The following is a 17,865-nucleotide window of genomic DNA, read 5'->3' as shown; positions in this document are numbered from 1 at the left end:
AAATTTAGATCTCTTTGACTAAATCAGTGCATGCGCCGGATCACATAACCACCACATATTTCATGAGGGCCTGATCGCTTGTTGTTAGGTTCAATTCAGCAATACGACAACAGCAGTCAGACAATTCTCTAATAAAAAGGGACGCTATATGCTCAGTCAAATTCAACGTTTTGGCGGGGCAATGTTTACACCTGTATTACTGTTTCCATTCGCAGGTATGGTGGTAGGCATTGCAATCATGCTGAAAAATCCCATGTTCGTGGGAGAGACGCTGGCCAATCCTCAGGGACTGTTTTTTCAAATAGTTCATATTATTGAAGAGGGTGGCTGGACGGTATTTCGAAATATGCCGCTGATATTTGCCATCGGCCTGCCGATCGGTCTGGCAAACAAGGCCCAGGCCCGCGCCTGCCTCTCCGTGCTGGTCAGCTTCATGACCTGGAACTACTTCATCAATGCCATGGGGATGACCTGGGGCGACTATTTCGGGGTCGACTTCAACCAGGCGGTGGGTGGCGAGAGCGGGCTGGCCATGGTGGCCGGCATCAAGACCCTGGACACCAGCATCATAGGTGCCATCGCCATCTCCGGCATCGTCACCGCCCTGCACAACCGGTTGTTCGACCGACAGCTGCCGGTCTTTCTCGGCATCTTCCAGGGCAGCTCGTTCGTCACCATCGTCGCCTTCTTCGTGATGATCCCCTGCGCCTGGCTGACCCTGCTGGGCTGGCCCAAGGTACAGATGGGCATCGCCTCCCTGCAGGAGTTCATGCTGGTCTCCGGCCCGCTCGGCGTCTGGGTCTACACCTTCCTCGAGCGGATTCTAATCCCGACCGGCCTGCACCACTTCATCTACGGCCCCTTCATCTTCGGCCCGGCCGCGGTGGAAGGCGGTATCCAGCTCTACTGGGCCCAACACATGCTGGAGTTCAGCCAGAGCACCCGGCCGCTGATCGAGCTGTTCCCCCAGGGCGGCTTCGCCCTGCACGGCAACTCCAAGATCTTCGGGGCCATGGGGATTGCGCTCGCCATCTACGCCACCGCCGCCAGGGAGAACAAGGCCAAGGTGGCCGGCCTGCTGATCCCGGCCACCCTGACCGCCATGCTGGTGGGGATCACCGAGCCGCTCGAGTTCACCTTCCTCTTCATCTCGCCCCTGCTGTTCGCCATCCATGCCCTGCTGGCTGCCACCATGGCGACCGTGATGTACCTGTTCGGGGTCGTCGGCAACATGGGCGGTGGTCTGCTCGACCAGTTCCTGCCACAGAACTGGATCCCCATGTTCCACAATCACGCCGGCATGATGTTTACCCAGATTGCCATCGGGCTGACCTTTACCGGGATCTGGTTCCTGATATTCCGCACGCTCATTCTGAAATTCAATTTGAAAACCCCTGGGCGTGATGAAAGCGAAATAAAACTTTATTCCAAGGCTGATTATCAGGCCGCCAAAAAACAGCGTGGCCATGATATTGCCGGCCATATTCTGGCGGCGCTCGGTGGCGCGGAAAATATCAACAGCCTGAACAACTGCGCCACCCGGCTGCGCATATCGCTGCGTGATGCGGGGCTGGCGGCACCGGATGATGCTTTCAAACAATTGGGTGCCCACGGCGTGGTCCGCCACGGTGACAGCATCCAGATCATTATCGGTCTGCATGTGCCCCAGCTAAGGGAAAACATGGAGAGCCTGATGAACAACCCCTCCTCCTCTTCTTTCGTAACGGAGTCATGATCATGAAAAAATTCTCTGTCGTCATTGCCGGCGGTGGCAGCACCTTTACCCCGGGCATCGTTCTCATGCTGCTGGAGAACCAGCACCGCTTCCCGCTGCGGGAGATCAAGTTCTACGACAACGATGGCGCCCGCCAGGAGGTGATCGCCGAAGCCTGCCGCGTCCTGCTGCGGGAGCAGGCCCCTGACATCGCCTTCAGCTATGGCACCGACCCCAAGGCGGCCTTCAGCGGGGTGGACTTCGTGATGGCCCATATCCGGGTCGGCAAGTACCCCATGCGCGAGCTGGACGAGAAGATCCCGCTGCGTCATGGCGTGGTCGGCCAGGAGACTTGCGGCCCGGGCGGCATCGCCTACGGCATGCGCTCCATCGGCGGCGTGCTGGAGCTGGTCGACTACATGGAGCAGTACTCGCCGGATGCCTGGATGCTGAACTACTCCAACCCGGCCGCCATCGTGGCCGAGGCGACCCGTCGCCTGCGTCCCCACGCCAGGATCCTCAACATCTGCGACATGCCCATCGGCATCGAGGGACGGATGGCCCAGATCGCCGGCCTGCCGTCACGCAAGGAGATGCGGGTGCGCTACTACGGCCTCAACCACTTCGGCTGGTGGACCCGCATCGAGGATCTGGCGGGCAACGACCTGATGCCGGCCATCAAGGCCCACGTGGCCAAGCACGGCTATGTGCCCAGGCAGGCCGGCCACGCCGAGGCCAGCTGGAACGACACCTTCGCCAAGGCCAGGGACGTGTGGGCCCTTGATCCGGAAACCCTGCCCAACACCTATCTGAAGTACTACCTCTACCCGGACTATGTGGTGGCCCACTCCAATCCGGAGCACACCCGCGCCAACGAGGTGATGGAGCACCGCGAGAAGCACGTGTTCAGCGCCTGCCGCGCCATCGTGGCGGCCGGCAACGCCGCAGCCGGCGAGCTGGAGATCGACGAGCACGCCTCCTACATAGTGGATCTGGCCACCGCCATCGCCTTCAACACCCAGGAGCGGATGCTGCTGATCGTGCCAAACCGGGGCGCCATCCCCAACTTCGACCCGGAGGCCATGGTCGAGATCCCCTGCCTGGTGGGCAGCAGCGGCCCCGAGCCACTGCAGGTGGGCAACATCCCGCTGTTCCAGCAGGGCATGATGGGCCAGCAGGTGGCAGTCGAGAAGCTGGTGGTGGAGGCCTGGATCGAGCGCTCCTATCAGAAGCTGTGGCAGGCGATCACCCTCTCCAAGACGGTGCCGAGCGCCTCGGTGGCCAAAGCCATCCTGGACGACCTGATCGCCGCCAACAAGGAGTACTGGCCGCCGCTGCAATAAACGCGGGCCAAACAAAAAACCCCCTCGCTGGCGAGGGGGTTTTCTTGTTGATGGCTCTGCCGTGGCGCGATCAGCGCAGGGACTTGACCGAGCGGCGGACGATCAGCTCCGGTTGGACCGTCATCGACTCGACCTCCAGCTCCTTGTTGCGGATCCGGCTCACCAGCTGCTGCACCGCCAGCAGACCGAGCTCGGCCTTGGGGTGGCGGATGGTGGTGAGCGGCGGGCTGGAGAAGCGCGCCATCTCCACGTCGTCATAACCGATCATGGAGATATCGTCCGGCACCTTGACCCCGGCTTCCCAGGCGGCGCAGATGGCGCCGATCGCCATGGGGTCGTCGAAGGCGAACACCGCGGTCGGCCGCGGCTTGAGGGCCAGGATCCGCTGCATGGCATCGAATCCGCTCTGGCTCTCGTAATCCCCTTCGAAGATCTGCTCATCTTTCAGGGTCAGTCCCTGCTCGCCCAGGGCATCGCGCACCCCGTCCAGCCGCTGCTGGGTGGTCGGCTTGGCCAATTGACCGGTGATGCAGACGATGTCGCGGTGACCCTGCTCCAGCAGGTGGCGCACGGCCAGGCGCGCACCGATGCGGGCGTTGTCGTTGATGACGTTGGCAAAGTCACACTCGGTACCCCAATCCAGCACCACTTGCGGCACGTTCTTGTGGATGCGCAGCATGTCGCGCAGCGGGGTATCGATGTCGGTTCCCAACACCAGCAGACCGTCGACCCGCTTCTCCATCAGCATGCGCAGGTAGTGCTGCTGACGGGGCGGCTGGTTCTCGGTATTGCAGAGGATCAGGCTGTAGCCCTGCTCGAAGCAATACGCCTCCACCCCTTGCACCACTTCCGCAAAGAAGGGGTTGGCACTGGTGGTCACCAGCATGCCGATGGTCTTGGTCGAGTTTATCTTGAGGCTGCGCGCTACCGAGTTGGGCGCGTAGTTGAGTTCTGCCACCGCCTCAAGCACTTTTTGGGTTGCGTCTTCGCTGACCCGACGGGTGTGATTGAGTACATGTGAGACGGTGGAGATGGATACGCCTGCGCGGGAGGCGACATCCTTGATAGTGGCCATCTCTGTCTCCTGAAGATCAAAGGCGGAACATTAGCAGATTTCCCGAATAAAGGCTTGGTTTTAACGAGCACTGCCAATGAATTGTCAATGCTGGCTAATCTAGGCGCTCCTTTCTATTTGCGCAAACGGATTTTGGTCAAAATGGGAGCAGTGTCAGGGTAAAATATCGTCAGTTTTTTCATCTATCATTTATCGAAAGCACACCTTGTTGAGAAGATGTTAATCAACACCTTCAGCATCAATATCTAAATCAGATTTCAATATTGGTTATTTGTTTCAAAAAAGCACTATTCCACCCTCTCTGGTTAGTATCTTTAACAGCTTGTTATTGCCCAGCGAGGAATGATAGAACCATACCTATTGCCGGACTGGCGGGATCACGGTTCGGAATGGCACACGGAAAATGAAACAATCCACTGATTAAGGGACGAATCGATGAATAAGTTGAGCAAAATGGCAGTCAGGACAGCGGTTTCTATGGCCCTGTTCGGATCGGTATCACTGGTCCACGCGGCGGACACTATCAAGATCGGCATCGCCGGTCCGGTCACCGGCCCGGTCGCCCAGTACGGCGACATGCAGTTCACCGGCGGCAAGATGGCAGTCGAGCAGATCAACAAGGCCGGTGGCATCAAGGGCAAGCAGATCGAAGCCGTCATCTATGACGACGCCTGCGATCCCAAGCAGGCCGTGGCGGTCGCCAACAAGGTGATCAACGACGGCGTCAAGTTCGTGGTCGGCCACCTTTGCTCCGACAACACCCTGCCCGCTTCCGACATCTATGAAGATGAAGGCGTGCTGATGGTCACCCCGGCCTCCACCAACCCCAAGATCACCGAGCGCGGCTATCAGCTGGTGCTGCGTACCATCGGCCTGGACAGCGACCAGGGTCCGACTGCCGCCAAGTACATCATCGAGCAGGTCAAGCCCAAGCGCGTGGCCGTCATCCACGACAAGAAACAGTACGGCGAAGGCATCGCCTCCAGCGTGAAAGCGGCGCTGGACAAGGCCGGCGTCAAGGTGGTGGCGTTTGAAGGCATCACCGCCGGCGACAAGGACTTCTCCGCCCTGATTGCCAAGCTGCAGAAAGAGAACGTCGACTTCGTCTACTACGGTGGCTATCACCCGGAGCTGGGTCTGATCCTGCGTCAGGCTGGCGAGAAGGGCCTCAAGGCCAAGTTCATGGGTCCGGAAGGGGTCGGCAACAAGGACATTTCCGCCATCGGCGGTCCGGCCTCCGAAGGCCTGCTGGTGACCCTGCCGAACAAATATGACCTGGTGCCGGCCAACGCCCCGCTGGTAGCTGCATTCAAGGCCAAGGGCCAGGACTCCTCCGGTCCGTTCGTGTGGACCACCTATGCCGCAGTGCAAACCCTGGCCGCCGGTATCGCCAAGGCGGGTGAGGATGACCCGGCTGCCGTTGCCGCCGCCATCAAGGCCGCACCGATCGATACCGTCATGGGCACCCTGAGCTGGGCTCCGAGTGGCGACCTTAAAGGCTTTGAATTCGGTGTGTTCCAGTGGCACGCCGACGGTACCTCCACTCAAGTCAAATAATCTGCCGGTCGGGGTGACATGAGTCACCCCTCCTTTCTTTGCGGGCAAGTACAGGGAACGCAGTATGTCCGAACACTTCCTTTACCTGGTTCAGCAGTTGCTGAACGGGTTAACCATAGGCAGCACCTATGCGTTGATCGCCATCGGCTACACCATGGTCTATGGCATCATCGGCATGATCAACTTCGCCCACGGCGAGGTCTACATGATCGGCTCCTATGTCGCTTTCATGGTGATGGCGGGGCTCATGATGATGGGCATCGACAGCACCTTCCTGCTGCTGGGGGGCGCCTTCCTGGTCAGCATCGTCATCACCGGCACCTATGGCTGGACCATAGAGCGGGTCGCCTACCGCCCGCTGCGGGGCGGCAACCGGCTGATCCCCCTCATTTCCGCCATCGGCATGTCGATCTTCCTGCAGAACATGATGCGGATGGCCCAGGGCTCGCGCGACATCGCCATGCCCACCCTGATCTCCGGCGGCTGGACCCTGGGTGAAGCCGACGGCTTCCAGGCCAGCCTCTCCTGGATGCAGCTCATCATCTTCGTGGTCACCTTCATCACCATGCTGGCACTGACCCAGTTCATCGGTCGCTCCCGCATGGGCCGCGCCTGCCGCGCCTGTTCGGAAGACATCAAGATGGCCAACCTGCTGGGGATAGACACCCACGTGGTCATCTCCATCACCTTCGTGCTGGGGGCCACCCTGGCCGCCGTCGCCGGCGTGCTGCTCGGCATGTATTACGGCGTCATCAACCCCTATCTCGGCTTCATGGCCGGGCTGAAAGCCTTCACCGCGGCAGTTCTCGGCGGTATCGGCAGCATTCCCGGCGCCGTGCTGGGCGGCCTGCTGCTCGGCGTGGTCGAGGCGCTCACCGCCGGCTACCTCAGTACCGAGTACAAGGATGTGATGGCCTTTGCCCTGCTGATCGGCGTGCTGCTGTTCATGCCGACCGGCATTCTGGGTCGCCCGGAGGTCGAAAAGGTATGAAAAAACAATTCATTCATGCCTGCATCGCCAGCCTGGTGCTGCTGGTGCTCTCCTTCTGGCTGCTCGGCTTCAAGCTCGAAACCGACGGTACTCGCCTGCTGGTGACCAGCCGGCTTGACGTGTCGCTGGCCTGGCTGCTGGGCGGTGCCACTCTGGTGTTCTGGTTCCAGATGCTGCGCGGCCAGATATCCAGGCTGTTCCAGGCCTCCATCAGCGGCTTCTCGGTCGGCTTCACCAAGCTGGTGCTGCCGAGCCCAGAAGAGGCGCCCAAACTCTATAACCTGACCGCCGTGCTGGTGCTGCTGTTTGCGGTAAGCTGGCCCTTCATGGCCTCGCGCGGTGCCATCGATCTGGCCACCCTGGCCCTCATCTACATCATGCTGGGCCTCGGCCTGAACGTGGTGGTCGGCCTCGCCGGCCTGCTGGATCTCGGCTACGTCGGCTTCTACGCGGTCGGCGCCTACAGCTATGCCCTGCTCAACACCTACTTCGGGCTCAGCTTCTGGGAGTGCCTGCCCATCGCCGGGCTGACGGCGGCCACCTTCGGCTTTTTGCTCGGCTTCCCGGTGCTGCGGCTGCGAGGGGATTATCTGGCCATCGTCACTCTGGGCTTTGGCGAGATCATCCGCATCCTGCTCAACAACATGACCAGCCTGACCGGCGGCCCGAACGGCATCTCCGGCATTCCCAAACCGACCCTGGGCGGCCTGGAGTTCAACCGCACCGTCAAGGATGGCGGCTTCGAGACCTTCCACGAGTTCTTCGGCATCACCTATAACGCCAACCACAAGGTGATCTTCCTCTACCTGATGGCGCTGGTGCTGGTGATCGCCACCCTGTTCGTCATCAACCGCCTGCTGCGCATGCCGCTCGGCCGCGCCTGGGAGGCATTGCGGGAAGACGAGATCGCCTGCAAGTCGCTGGGGCTCAACCCCACCATCATCAAGCTGACCGCCTTCACCATTGGCGCCTGTTTTGCAGGCTTCGCCGGCAGCTTCTTCGCCTCGCGCCAGGGCTTCATCAGTCCGGAGTCCTTCGTCTTCATCGAGTCGGCCATCGTGCTCGCCATCGTGGTGCTGGGCGGCATGGGCTCCCAGATCGGGGTGGTGCTGGCCGCCATCGTGATGACGGTGCTGCCTGAGCTGGCGCGCGAGTTCAACGAGTACCGCATGCTGATGTTCGGTCTCTTGATGGTGTTCATGATGATCTGGCGGCCACAGGGATTGCTGCCGATGACCCGTCCGCATCTGGAGTTGAAAAAATGAGTGCAAATCAGAAGTTGTTGGAAGTCTCTGATCTGTCGATGTGCTATTTGGCCGGATTGCTCGCGGTGACTGGCTCCACCTTGAAATGGGAGCTGAGAAAATGAGTACTCATCAGAAGCAGAAGTTAATGGAAGTCTCTGATCTGTCGATGCGCTTCGGAGGGTTGCTGGCCGTCAACGGCGTCAAGCTGGACGTGGACAAGGGGGAGGTGATCTCCATCATAGGTCCCAACGGGGCGGGCAAGACCACCGTCTTCAACTGCCTGACCGGCTTCTACCGCCCGAGCGGCGGCATCATCCGCTACAAGGGTGAGGAGATCCAGGGGCTGCCCGGCCACCTCATCGCCCGCAAGGGGATAGTGCGCACCTTTCAGCACGTGCGACTGTTCAAGGACATGACGGCGGTGGAAAACCTGCTGGTAGCCCAGCACAGGCACCTCAACACCGGCTTTCTGGCCGGACTGTTCAAGACCCCGGCCTTTCGCCGCGCCGAACGGGAGGGGCTGGAGCAGTCCGCCTTCTGGCTGGAGAAGGTGGGGCTCAAGGATCTCGCCAACCGCGCCGCCGGCAACCTGGCTTATGGCCAGCAGCGCCGGCTCGAGATTGCCCGCTGCATGGCGACCCGGCCCGAGCTGCTGATGCTGGACGAGCCGGCCGCCGGCCTCAACCCGCACGAGACCGACGAGCTGAACGAGCTCATCTCCAACCTGCGGGACGAGTTCGGGGTCTCGGTACTGCTGATCGAACACGACATGAAGCTGGTGATGGAGATCTCCAACCGCATCTTCGTGGTCAACCAGGGCACCCCGCTGGCCCACGGCAAGCCGGACGAAATCCGCAGCAATCCGGCAGTGATCAAGGCCTATCTGGGCGAGTCGTAAGGACAAAAAGATGTTAGAACTTCGCAACGTATCGACCCATTACGGCAAAATTCAGGCGCTGCACGACGTCAGCGTCCAGGTAAAAGAGGGGGAAATCGTCACCCTGATCGGCGCCAACGGCGCCGGCAAGACCACCTTGCTGATGACCCTGTGCGGCGAGCCCAAGCCCAGCAGCGGCTCCATCTGGTTTGAGGGAGAACAGATAGACTCGCTCTCCACCGCCCGCATCATGCGTAAAGACATCGCCGTGGTGCCGGAGGGGCGCCGCATCTTCGCTCGCCTGACGGTGGAGGAGAACCTGCTGATGGGGGCCTTCTTCGTCGACAAGGCCGAGCAGCGCGGGCTGCTGGATCAGATTTTCACCCTGTTCCCCCGCCTGCACGAGCGATTGGAGCAGCGCGCCGGCACCATGTCCGGCGGCGAGCAGCAGATGCTGGCCATCGGCCGCGCCCTGATGAGCAAGCCGCGCCTGTTGCTGCTGGATGAACCTTCGCTGGGGCTGGCCCCCATCGTCATCCAGCAGATCTTCGACACCATAGAGCAGCTGCGCCGCGACGGCATGACCATCTTCCTGGTGGAGCAGAACGCCAACCAGGCGCTCAAGCTGGCCGATCGCGGCTATGTGCTGGAAAACGGCCACGTGGTACTGCAGGACACGGGGGCGGCCCTGTTGGCCAACCCGGCCGTCCGCCAGGCCTATCTCGGCGGCTGACCCATGAGCAGGGCCGACACGGCGCCGGATCACCACAGTTTCTGGCACGATCCGGCCCTGCCTTTCATTGAGGCACGGGCGGTGCAGGATGGCCGCCGCGTCTGCTACGACAAACACAGCCACCCCCACTTCTCCATCGGCGCCATCACCGGCGGCCACAGCCACTACCTCAATCAGCGCAGCCGGCAGGAGGTCGGCCGCGGCCACCTGGTGCTGATGAACCCGGAAGAGGTGCACGCCTGCAACCCCGTTGCGGATGAGCCCTGGTCCTATCTGATGTTCTACCTCGATACCGGCTGGCTGCAGCGCCAGCAGGAAGAGGCGGGTCTGGGCAACGCGTTTCGTCCCTTCGACATGACCGCAAGCCGGGATCCCCAGCTCTACCAGGGGCTGTGCTGGCTCCATCGGCAGCTGTGGCAAGAGCCGGAGCCGCTCGCGCGCGAGGTGGCCTGCCACCAGTTCAGTCGCCAGTTGCTGGCCAGGCTCACCCCGGCCAGCTGGGACGATCGGCCGCCGCAGCACCTGCAGCGAGCCGCCGAACTGATGCAGGACGACTGCAGCAGCCCCCTCACCCTCGCGCAATTGAGTACAGTGGCAGGGCTCACCCCCTCTCACTTCGTGCGCAGCTTCAGCCGCCATTACGGCATGACGCCCCACGCCTACCTGCTCGATCAGCGCATCCGCCATGCCCGCACCCTGCTCAGGCGGGGAGAGCCGCTGGCAGAGGTGGCGCTGGCCAGCGGTTTTGCCGATCAGGCCCACTTCCAGCGCCAGTTCAAGCGGCGGGTCGCTGCCACCCCGGGTCACTACCGCACTCAGCTGATCCGGCAGAGCTAGTGCACCAGATAGGTGGCGCAGAGCAGCAGCAACAGCGCCATCGCCCGGTTGAACCAGCGCAGCCGCTGCGGCGCGAGCAGCAACCCCTGCAATCGGCTGCCGGCATAGGCCCAGCAGGCGATGGAGCACAGACAGATGACCAGGTAGAGGCCGCTGAACAGGGCCACCTGCCCCACCCCGCCCGCACTGCCATAGGCGCCCATCCCCATGCTGGCGGCGAGCCAGGCCTTGGGGTTGAGCCACTGCATCAGTGCCCCGTACCAGAAGGAGGGTGCCACCCCGTCGACCCCCTCCACCCGGCCGCTGTCCACCAGCAGTTGCCAGGCCATCCAGCCGAGAAAGATCACTCCGGCCCAGCGCAGCAGCTCCGCCGCCAGCGGCCATTGCAGCAGGGCGGCGCCCAGCCCCAGTCCCATCAACAGCAGCAACAGAATGAACCCCAGGGTGGCCCCGACCACGTGGCGCAGGCTGGCCGCAAAGCCGTGCCTGGCGCCGCTGCCGAGGGCGACCAGATTGACCGGCCCCGGGGTGATGGACATGGCCAGGGCAAACCCGGCCATGGATAACAGCAGACTCGTCTCCATGAATAACGCTCGTATCGGCAAAAGGAGCCCCCAGCCTAGCCGGCACCCCGCCCCCGGTATTGAAGGAAATTGCGATCGGTCACGGCAATAACCGGATACATTGCGGGCTTAGCGCCGGCCCCCGCTTGCGGTAAACTGACCCTCAATCACCTATTCGCAGGACATGTTAATGGACCAGTTTGCCCATATCAGTGCCCATGATGCCCACCAGAAGCTTGCCGCCGGTGCAGCCCGCCTCGTGGATATTCGCGACCCCCAGTCGTTCGAGACGGCCCACGCGGTCGGCGCCTTCCACCTCACCAACGGCACCCTGGTGCGTTTCATGAACGAGGTGGACTTCGATACCCCGGTGATCGTGATGTGCTATCACGGCAACAGCAGCCAGGGCGCCGCCCAGTATCTGCTGCAACAGGGGTACGATGAGGTCTACAGCCTGGATGGCGGCTTCGAGGCATGGCGCAGGGAGTTCCCGATCCAGGCGGGCGACGCATGATCCAGCTGCTGGTGCTCGACAATGCCCGCATGGCCCAGGCGCTGGTGGACTATCTCTCCACCCTCGGCATCTCGTGCGAGCTGACCCAGTCCGAGCTTGGCGTCTCGGTCTGGCTGGCGGACGAACAGCGCCTCGCCCAGGCCCAGCTGGAGGTGAAACGCTTCCTGGCCGAGCCGACCCACCCCCGCTACATGGAAGCCTCCTGGCAATCCGGCCGGGCCGATGCCCGTATCGACTACAGCAAGGGGATGACCGACCCGGTCACCGACTTCCTGCATCAGGCCGGACCGCTGACCCTGGTGGTGATCATCGCCTGTCTGGCCATCTACGGGCTCGATGCCATCGGCCTGCCGATCTTCGATGAGCTGGCCTTCCACCCGACCCTGGCCCAGTTCACCGACTGGCAGGCGTGGCGCTACTTCACTCCGGCCTTCATCCACTTCTCGGTGCTGCACCTGGTGTTCAACCTGCTGTGGTGGTGGTATCTGGGGGGCCAGATCGAACAACGGCTCGGCAGCGGCAAGCTGCTGATCCTGCTGCTGGTAGGCGCCGCCCTGCCCAACCTGGCCGAGTTCTTCGCCAGCGGCCCGCTGTTTGGCGGCCTCTCCGGGGTAGTCTATGCCCTGCTCGGCTACTGCTGGCTGCGCAGCAAGTTGCAGCCAGCCTGCGGCCTCACCCTGCCACCGGCGCTGATGGGCTTCATGCTGTTCTGGCTGGCACTCGGCTTCTTCGATCTGCTCGGCACCCGCACCGCCAATATGGCCCACCTGGCCGGTCTGCTGGTCGGGCTGCTGCAGGGCTGGCTCGACAGACACCACCAGCCCGCCTGAGTGCTAGTGGTCATCAAGGTGCAGCAAGCTGCTCGGCAGCCTGAGCGGCCACCAACTAGGCCAATCTGAACCAGCAACAAGCGCGATGCTGGAAAACAAAACGCCGCCCCGAGGGGCGGCGTTTTTATTGGCCGACTGGCTTACTGCTTGAGCAGGCTGCCGTTGGTCACCTTGACCGCAGTGCCGCCACTCATGAAGAAGCTGGCGAACTGGGACTGCATCTCGGTGGTCACATCGCCGCTCGGGTCGAAGTTCTCGTCCGGCGCCAGCAGCGAGCTGTGGCCACCGGCCACGAAGCGGGCCGCGTTGTGGCTGGCCGCACCGGTGGCGGTCAGCGGCTGCAGTGCCAGCACCTTGAACAGCGGCTCGGTACCACCCAGCGGGGCGGAGGCGATGCTGTTCGGGATCACCTGGTCAGAGAGGCTCAGCGCGCCATCGCCGACGATCTCGGTGGCGAACAGCGGGAAGCTGCTCTGGATGCTGCGGCCGAGGTTGATCGGGTCAGCCGAATCCAGCACCGACTGGGCCGCGAAGCTGTAGCTCTGCAACGTGCTGGCCGCCGCCGCCTGCTGGGTGGTGCTCAGGCTTGGCAGGAACTCGTTGACGAAGCAGGTCGGCACCGCAGTCTTGCAGTTGGGCGCGTAGGCGGTGAAGCCGGCTTTCAGCTCGGCACTGCCACTGGTCAGCACGCCCATCTTGATGGTCGGGCCGAAGGTCGGCGAGTTCAGCAGCAGCGGCGCGATGCCGCCACCCGGCATGGCCAGGCCGCCGGTGTCGAACTTGAACAGGGCATCCGCCTGCGCATTGCCGATGGGCTGGTTGGCAACCGCCAGCAGGTTGGTACCGGAGATGGCACCCAGGGAGTGGCCCAGGAAGTGCACCTTGATGCCAGCCACGCCCAGAGCACCCTTGGCATTGGCCAGACCGACCGCCAGACGCAGGCCCAGCAGATCCGCCACGCTCTGTTTCAGGTTGTCGCGGGCCACGGTCAGGTAGCTCAGGTTCAGATACGGGGTCGGATTTTCGGAGGTGGTCACGGTCGCCATGCTGCCGCTCAGGGCGAAGCCGCGCTCGCCATGCAGCGGGTGATCGATCACCACCAGCGCGACCTTCTTGCCTGCCTGCATGCCGGCATAGATCTGACCCAGCGCCAGTGCATAGGCGTTCTCTTTCACCGAGGTGACACCGTGCTGATAGATGATCACGTCGGTGATGGTATTGAGGGCATCCTTGGCGAAGACCCGCATCGGCACCGACTGCACCTCTTCCAGCTTGGGCAGCGGGTTGAAGCGGCCAATGTTCTGCTCGGCATCCAGCGGCTTGCCGCCGGAGGTGAGGGTCACCCCGATCAGCTTGCTCGCCTCGGCCAGCAGTTCGGCCTGACGGGTCGGATCGGCAATCAGCGTCGCCAGCAGAGCCGGATCCACGCCCGCCCCCACCAGCCCGGCGATCACTTCGCTGTCGCCCGCTTTCAGGGCATTGGCGATGGCGTACAGGCTGGAGATGGCGCCGTGCCAGGACTGGGTCTTGGCCTTGTCCCAGGAACCGGCGGTAGCCGGCGAGGAGAGGAAGTAAGGCAGTTTGACGGTACCGGTATAGACCTTGGTCGCTTGAGCAATCGGGTTGAGCGGGGCGCCAGGGCCGAAGGCGGTGGCCAGCGCATCTTTCTGCTCCTGCGGCAGGAACTGTTCGTCGTCCAGCTGGGTCAGGAAGGGGTTGCTGCCGGTCACGGCCAGGGTATAGGTGCCCGGCAGGCTGGTGTTGCCCTTGGCATCCTGTTTCCACAGGGCAGCCGCATCCAGGGTCGGGCTCTTCAGCACGGACGCTGCAGCGCCTTTCACCGCCACCAGCACATCGGCACCGGACTGGGTACCGAACCAGTCGGAGAAGATGACGTGATCGGTGGAGACGCCGGTGGCAGCCTTGAACAGCCCTTCCTGCAGGGCGATCAGACCGTTGATGGTCTGCTCCTGGGCATTGCTGCCGACGTTGTTCTTGTAGTTGCCGTAGTCGTTGCCGGCCTTGACCGCGTTGCCGCTGCTGTCCTTGAGGGAGTCGGTGGCCACGATCATGTAGTAGGAGGAGGGATTCAGCGGCTTGAGCGGCACCAGGTTCAGTTTGCCAGCCGCAGCGGCCACCACGAAGTCCACCCCGTAGGTCAGCACCTTCTTCACGCCGTTCGGGCGCAGGGCGGCGCTGTCAAAGCTCAGTTCCAGCAGGTAGAGCGGCGCGACCGAGGCGGCAAACTCCGCCGCGGCCGGGGCCTGCACCTGGATGCCGGATGACGTCACGGGCACGATCTGGATAGCCTGGGTCGTGGACCAGCCATCCAGGGTCGACATGGCCGAGACCGGGTTGGAGAGATCTGCCGTTTCGGTGGAGAATTTCAGGGTGCCATCGCTGGCCCGGGCTGCCAGAGCACTGGGGCGCACGGCGTTGGAACCGGTCAACAGATAGTCGAGATAGCTGGAGGTGTCGCCTTTGTTATCGTCACTGCCACCACAGCCAGCCAGCATAGCACTGACAACCGCGGCATAAATTAGCTTCTTTTTCATATCCTTATCTCTTTTTAGTTGTTATCCATGAAATGCTGACTGAGTTGGGTGAGAACCCGACCGGTACATCTTAACAGCAACGCAACAATTATTAAGCCTCTGGTCGGTCATCTGATCTGCTTTTTTTGTGTACAGCATCAAGGAATTGGAATAGAAACGGGACTCGATAGGTTAACAGCTTCATCCCGAATACCAGACCCGACCAGCGACGGCCCCTATGGCAGCTGGCAAAAAGCGACCCTCGATCTCGGCAAAGCGGATCAATTGCCGGTAGAATGGCGCATTGCTTAAGGAGAACCACATGATCGACCCGAAGAAACTGGAAGAGATCGCCAAACAGGTGCACAACTCCCTGCCGCCCGGCATTCGCAGCATGGGTGAAGAGGTGGAGAAGAAGATCCGTCAGGTGCTGCAGTCCCAGCTGGGCAAGCTGGACCTGGTCAGTCGCGAAGAGTTTGACGTGCAGACCAAGGTGCTGCTGCGCACCCGCGAGAAGCTGACTGCGCTCGAGGCCAAGCTGGCCCAGCTCGAGCAGCAGCTCGGCGCCAAGGGCGAATAACGCAGGTCGCCCATAAAGCAAACCCCAGCCAGGCTGGGGTTTGTTGTTTCTGGCCTGCCGCAGGGCAAGCAGCAGGCTGATTCAGCGAGGCCGCCTCGGTCACGCTATGTGGCCGACCTCATGCCGAACTCAGATGAATTCGTAGGCGTCGCCGAAGATGCGCTCTGGCTCGGCGCCCAGGATCTTGAACTCCTCCCGCGCCGCGCCTGCCATCTCGAAGCGACCGGCGACATAGATGTCGTAGTCGTGCAGGCTGACGAAATCATCCATGATGGCCTTGTGCACCAGCCCGGTCTTGCCGGTCCAGTCCGCTTCCGGCTCCTGCACCACCGGGATGAAGGTGAGCGGGGCGTAGTCGCGCTCCCACTGCTGCATCTGCTCCTGCTCGTAGAGCCAGTGCGCCTGGCGCACGCCCCAGTAGAAGAACACCGGGCGCTTGCTGCCGGTATCGATCAGGTATTCCAAAATGGAGCGGGCATAGGAAAAACCGGTGCCACCGGCCATCAGGATCAGCGGTCGGGGCGACTCTTCCCGCAGGAAGGCCTTGCCCGCCGCCAGTTCAATCTCGATCTCCCCCTGCTCGCGCATGCGGGCCAGCACCTGGCCGGCATAGGCGTTTTCCGGGGTGGCGCCGATCTGCAGCTCCAGCATGCCCGGACTGGTCGGCGAGTTGGCGATGGAGAAGGGACGCTTGTCCGAATCGCTCATCACCACCAGCAGATACTGGCCCGGCTTGAAGCTGACCTCTTGCAGCGGCGTCAGGGCCACGTGCCAGATGGTGTCGACATATTCGCGCAGTTCCTCTACGCGGCACTTGATACGTTGCATTCTTATCCTTGTGACGGGCTCGCTCGGCCCGCTTTCGCTCTTGATTCACTGTGGACTGGCGACCAGCAAAGTGGTCAGGTCAGTCGAGCATACCCAATTCAGCTCAAATGGCATCAATCTTTTGCATCCCGGCCAGGCGGCATGGCCCGTCGGGCCTGCCGCCGGTCTTCAGCCGAGAATGTTCAGCTCGTCCCAGAGAGCATCGATCTTCTGCTTCACCGCCTCGTCCTGGACGATGGGCTGGCCCCACTCGCGATTGGTCTCCCCCGGCCACTTGTTGGTGGCGTCCAGCCCCATCTTGGAGCCGAGCCCGGAGACCGGCGAGGCGAAGTCCAGGTAGTCGATCGGGGTGTGCTCGATCAGGGTGGTGTCACGGGCCGGGTCCATCCGGGTGGTGATGGCCCAGATCACGTCCTTCCAGTCGCGGGCGTTGATGTCGTCGTCGCAGACGATCACGAACTTGGTGTACATGAACTGGCGCAGGAAGGACCAGACCCCCAGCATCACCCTCTTGGCGTGGCCAGGGTAGCGCTTCTTGATGGTCACCACCGCCATCCGGTAGGAGCACCCTTCCGGCGGCAGGTAGAAGTCCACGATCTCGGGGAACTGCTTCTGCAACAGCGGCACGAACACCTCGTTGAGCGCCACCCCGAGCACCGCCGGCTCATCGGGCGGACGGCCGGTGTAGGTGCTGTGGTAGATGGCATCCTTGCGCATCGTCATGTGGGTGATGGTGAATACCGGGAACTCGTCCACCTCGTTGTAGTAGCCGGTGTGATCGCCATAAGGCCCTTCAGGGGCCATCTCACCCGGCTCCAGATAGCCTTCCAGCACGATCTCGGCGCTGGCGGGCACCTCCAGATCGCAGCTGACGGCCTTCACCACCTCGGTGCGGCTGCCCCGCAGCAGACCGGCAAAAGCGTATTCGGAGAGGGTATCCGGCACCGGTGTCACCGCGCCGAGGATGGTCGCCGGATCGGCACCGAGCGCCACCACCACCGGGAAGCGCTCACCTGGGTGGGCCTCCTGCCACTCGCGAAAATCGATGGCTCCGCCGCGGTGATCCAGCCAGCGCATGATCAGCTTGTTCTTGCCGATCTTCTGCTGGCGATAAATGCCGAGGTTCTGCCGCTTCTTGTAGGGACCGCGGGTGATGGTCAGCCCCCAGGTCACCAGCGGGGCCACGTCGCCGGGCCAGCAGTGCTGGATCGGGATCTGGTCCAGATCGACCGCCTCTCCCTCCAGCACCCGCTGCTGACAGGAGGCAGAGGAGAGCCGCTTGGTCGGCATGTTGAGCACCTGCTTGAAGATCGGCAGCTTCTCCATCAGCTCCTTGAAGCCGCGGGGCGGCTCCGGCTCCTTCAGGTAGGAGAGCCAGATCCCCACCTGGCGCAGGGCGGCCACGTTGGGCTGGCCCATGCCCATGGCGACCCGGTCCGGGGTGCCAAACAGATTGGTCAGCACCGGCATGGTGTAACCCTTGGGATTTTCAAACAGCAGGGCAGGGCCGCCCGCCCGCAGGGTGCGGTCGCTGATCTCGGTCATCTCCAGATAGGGGTCTATCTCGCGACTGATGCGCTTGAGTTGTCCGCTTTGTTCCAGCTGCGCGATGAAATCACGCAAATCCTTGTATTTCATGCAG

Annotated in this window: 16 protein-coding genes; 11 read left to right on the top strand and 5 right to left on the bottom strand. The window is 62.3% G+C overall.

Translation table 11 applies throughout. The annotated features are described in order from the left end of the window. Positions 1 to 148 precede the first annotated feature (148 nt). Complete coding sequence (locus tag E5E97_RS04715) at positions 149 to 1,735, top strand: alpha-glucoside-specific PTS transporter subunit IIBC (RefSeq protein ID WP_171279929.1); 1,587 nt, start codon at positions 149 to 151, stop codon at positions 1,733 to 1,735. 2 nt (positions 1,736 to 1,737) lie between these two features. Further along, positions 1,738 to 3,057: a 6-phospho-alpha-glucosidase gene (locus tag E5E97_RS04710; RefSeq protein ID WP_171279928.1), complete on the top strand. Its 1,320-nt coding sequence runs from the start codon at positions 1,738 to 1,740 to the stop codon at positions 3,055 to 3,057. A 70-nt stretch (positions 3,058 to 3,127) separates the two neighbouring features. On the opposite strand, the gene E5E97_RS04705 is transcribed toward E5E97_RS04710, so the two are convergent. Next, positions 3,128 to 4,132 carry a substrate-binding domain-containing protein gene (locus tag E5E97_RS04705; RefSeq protein ID WP_011704143.1) on the bottom strand — a complete coding sequence of 335 codons (1,005 nt, stop codon included), beginning with the start codon at positions 4,130 to 4,132 and terminating at the stop codon, positions 3,128 to 3,130. Between the two features lie 435 nt (positions 4,133 to 4,567). Between E5E97_RS04705 and E5E97_RS04700 the strand changes: the two genes are divergently transcribed. From E5E97_RS04700 to E5E97_RS04675, 6 genes are all read left to right on the top strand, one after another. Further along, the gene (locus E5E97_RS04700) at positions 4,568 to 5,689 is read left to right on the top strand and encodes a branched-chain amino acid ABC transporter substrate-binding protein (protein ID WP_016348967.1); all 1,122 of its coding nucleotides are present in this window, start codon (positions 4,568 to 4,570) and stop codon (positions 5,687 to 5,689) included. Between the two features lie 64 nt (positions 5,690 to 5,753). After that, positions 5,754 to 6,680 (top strand): high-affinity branched-chain amino acid ABC transporter permease LivH, encoded by a 927-nt coding sequence (gene livH / locus E5E97_RS04695; RefSeq protein ID WP_011704141.1) that lies wholly within the window; start codon positions 5,754 to 5,756, stop codon positions 6,678 to 6,680. Beyond that, positions 6,677 to 7,945 (top strand): high-affinity branched-chain amino acid ABC transporter permease LivM, encoded by a 1,269-nt coding sequence (locus E5E97_RS04690; protein ID WP_130633309.1) that lies wholly within the window; start codon positions 6,677 to 6,679, stop codon positions 7,943 to 7,945. The genes livH and E5E97_RS04690 overlap by 4 nt, the downstream gene beginning before the upstream one ends. Positions 7,946 to 8,045: 100 nt before the next feature. Further along, entirely contained in the window at positions 8,046 to 8,825 is a 780-nt protein-coding gene (gene livG, locus E5E97_RS04685) for a high-affinity branched-chain amino acid ABC transporter ATP-binding protein LivG (protein ID WP_171279927.1), read from the top strand. 10 nt (positions 8,826 to 8,835) lie between these two features. Continuing rightward, the gene (locus E5E97_RS04680) at positions 8,836 to 9,537 is read left to right on the top strand and encodes an ABC transporter ATP-binding protein (RefSeq protein WP_011704138.1); all 702 of its coding nucleotides are present in this window, start codon (positions 8,836 to 8,838) and stop codon (positions 9,535 to 9,537) included. A 3-nt stretch (positions 9,538 to 9,540) separates the two neighbouring features. After that, on the top strand, positions 9,541 to 10,374 hold the full coding sequence (locus E5E97_RS04675) for an AraC family transcriptional regulator (protein ID WP_171279926.1): 834 nt from the start codon (positions 9,541 to 9,543) through the stop codon (positions 10,372 to 10,374). Here E5E97_RS04675 and E5E97_RS04670 read toward each other — a convergent pair. Further along, positions 10,371 to 10,958, bottom strand: a complete 588-nt coding sequence (locus E5E97_RS04670) for a LysE family translocator (RefSeq protein WP_253265141.1) — start codon at positions 10,956 to 10,958, stop codon at positions 10,371 to 10,373. The two genes, E5E97_RS04675 and E5E97_RS04670, sit on opposite strands and share 4 nt — an antisense overlap. Before the next feature lie 169 nt (positions 10,959 to 11,127). Here E5E97_RS04670 and glpE point away from each other — a divergent pair, with 169 nt between their 5' ends. Continuing rightward, positions 11,128 to 11,451 (top strand): thiosulfate sulfurtransferase GlpE, encoded by a 324-nt coding sequence (gene glpE / locus E5E97_RS04665; RefSeq protein ID WP_011704135.1) that lies wholly within the window; start codon positions 11,128 to 11,130, stop codon positions 11,449 to 11,451. Next, entirely contained in the window at positions 11,448 to 12,281 is an 834-nt protein-coding gene (gene glpG / locus E5E97_RS04660; RefSeq protein WP_011704134.1) for a rhomboid family intramembrane serine protease GlpG, read from the top strand. The genes glpE and glpG overlap by 4 nt, the downstream gene beginning before the upstream one ends. 140 nt (positions 12,282 to 12,421) lie before the next feature. Here the strand turns inward: glpG and E5E97_RS04655 are convergent, their stop codons facing one another. Next, positions 12,422 to 14,836 carry a VolA/Pla-1 family phospholipase gene (locus E5E97_RS04655; protein ID WP_171279925.1) on the bottom strand — a complete coding sequence of 805 codons (2,415 nt, stop codon included), beginning with the start codon at positions 14,834 to 14,836 and terminating at the stop codon, positions 12,422 to 12,424. Positions 14,837 to 15,137: 301 nt separating this feature from the next. Between E5E97_RS04655 and E5E97_RS04650 the strand changes: the two genes are divergently transcribed. Continuing rightward, the gene (locus tag E5E97_RS04650) at positions 15,138 to 15,395 is read left to right on the top strand and encodes an accessory factor UbiK family protein (protein WP_005307315.1); all 258 of its coding nucleotides are present in this window, start codon (positions 15,138 to 15,140) and stop codon (positions 15,393 to 15,395) included. A gap of 129 nt (positions 15,396 to 15,524) precedes the next feature. Here E5E97_RS04650 and fre read toward each other — a convergent pair whose 3' ends face one another. Further along, positions 15,525 to 16,223: an NAD(P)H-flavin reductase gene (gene fre / locus E5E97_RS04645; RefSeq protein ID WP_171279924.1), complete on the bottom strand. Its 699-nt coding sequence runs from the start codon at positions 16,221 to 16,223 to the stop codon at positions 15,525 to 15,527. Between the two features lie 168 nt (positions 16,224 to 16,391). Further along, positions 16,392 to 17,861, bottom strand: a complete 1,470-nt coding sequence (ubiD, locus tag E5E97_RS04640; RefSeq protein ID WP_076362830.1) for a 4-hydroxy-3-polyprenylbenzoate decarboxylase — start codon at positions 17,859 to 17,861, stop codon at positions 16,392 to 16,394. Positions 17,862 to 17,865 lie beyond the last annotated feature (4 nt).

The sequence above is a fragment of the Aeromonas sp. 2692-1 genome, assembly GCF_013085505.1.
Classification (GTDB): domain Bacteria; phylum Pseudomonadota; class Gammaproteobacteria; order Enterobacterales; family Aeromonadaceae; genus Aeromonas; species Aeromonas hydrophila.
This window is presented reverse-complemented; position numbering and strand designations above follow the sequence as displayed.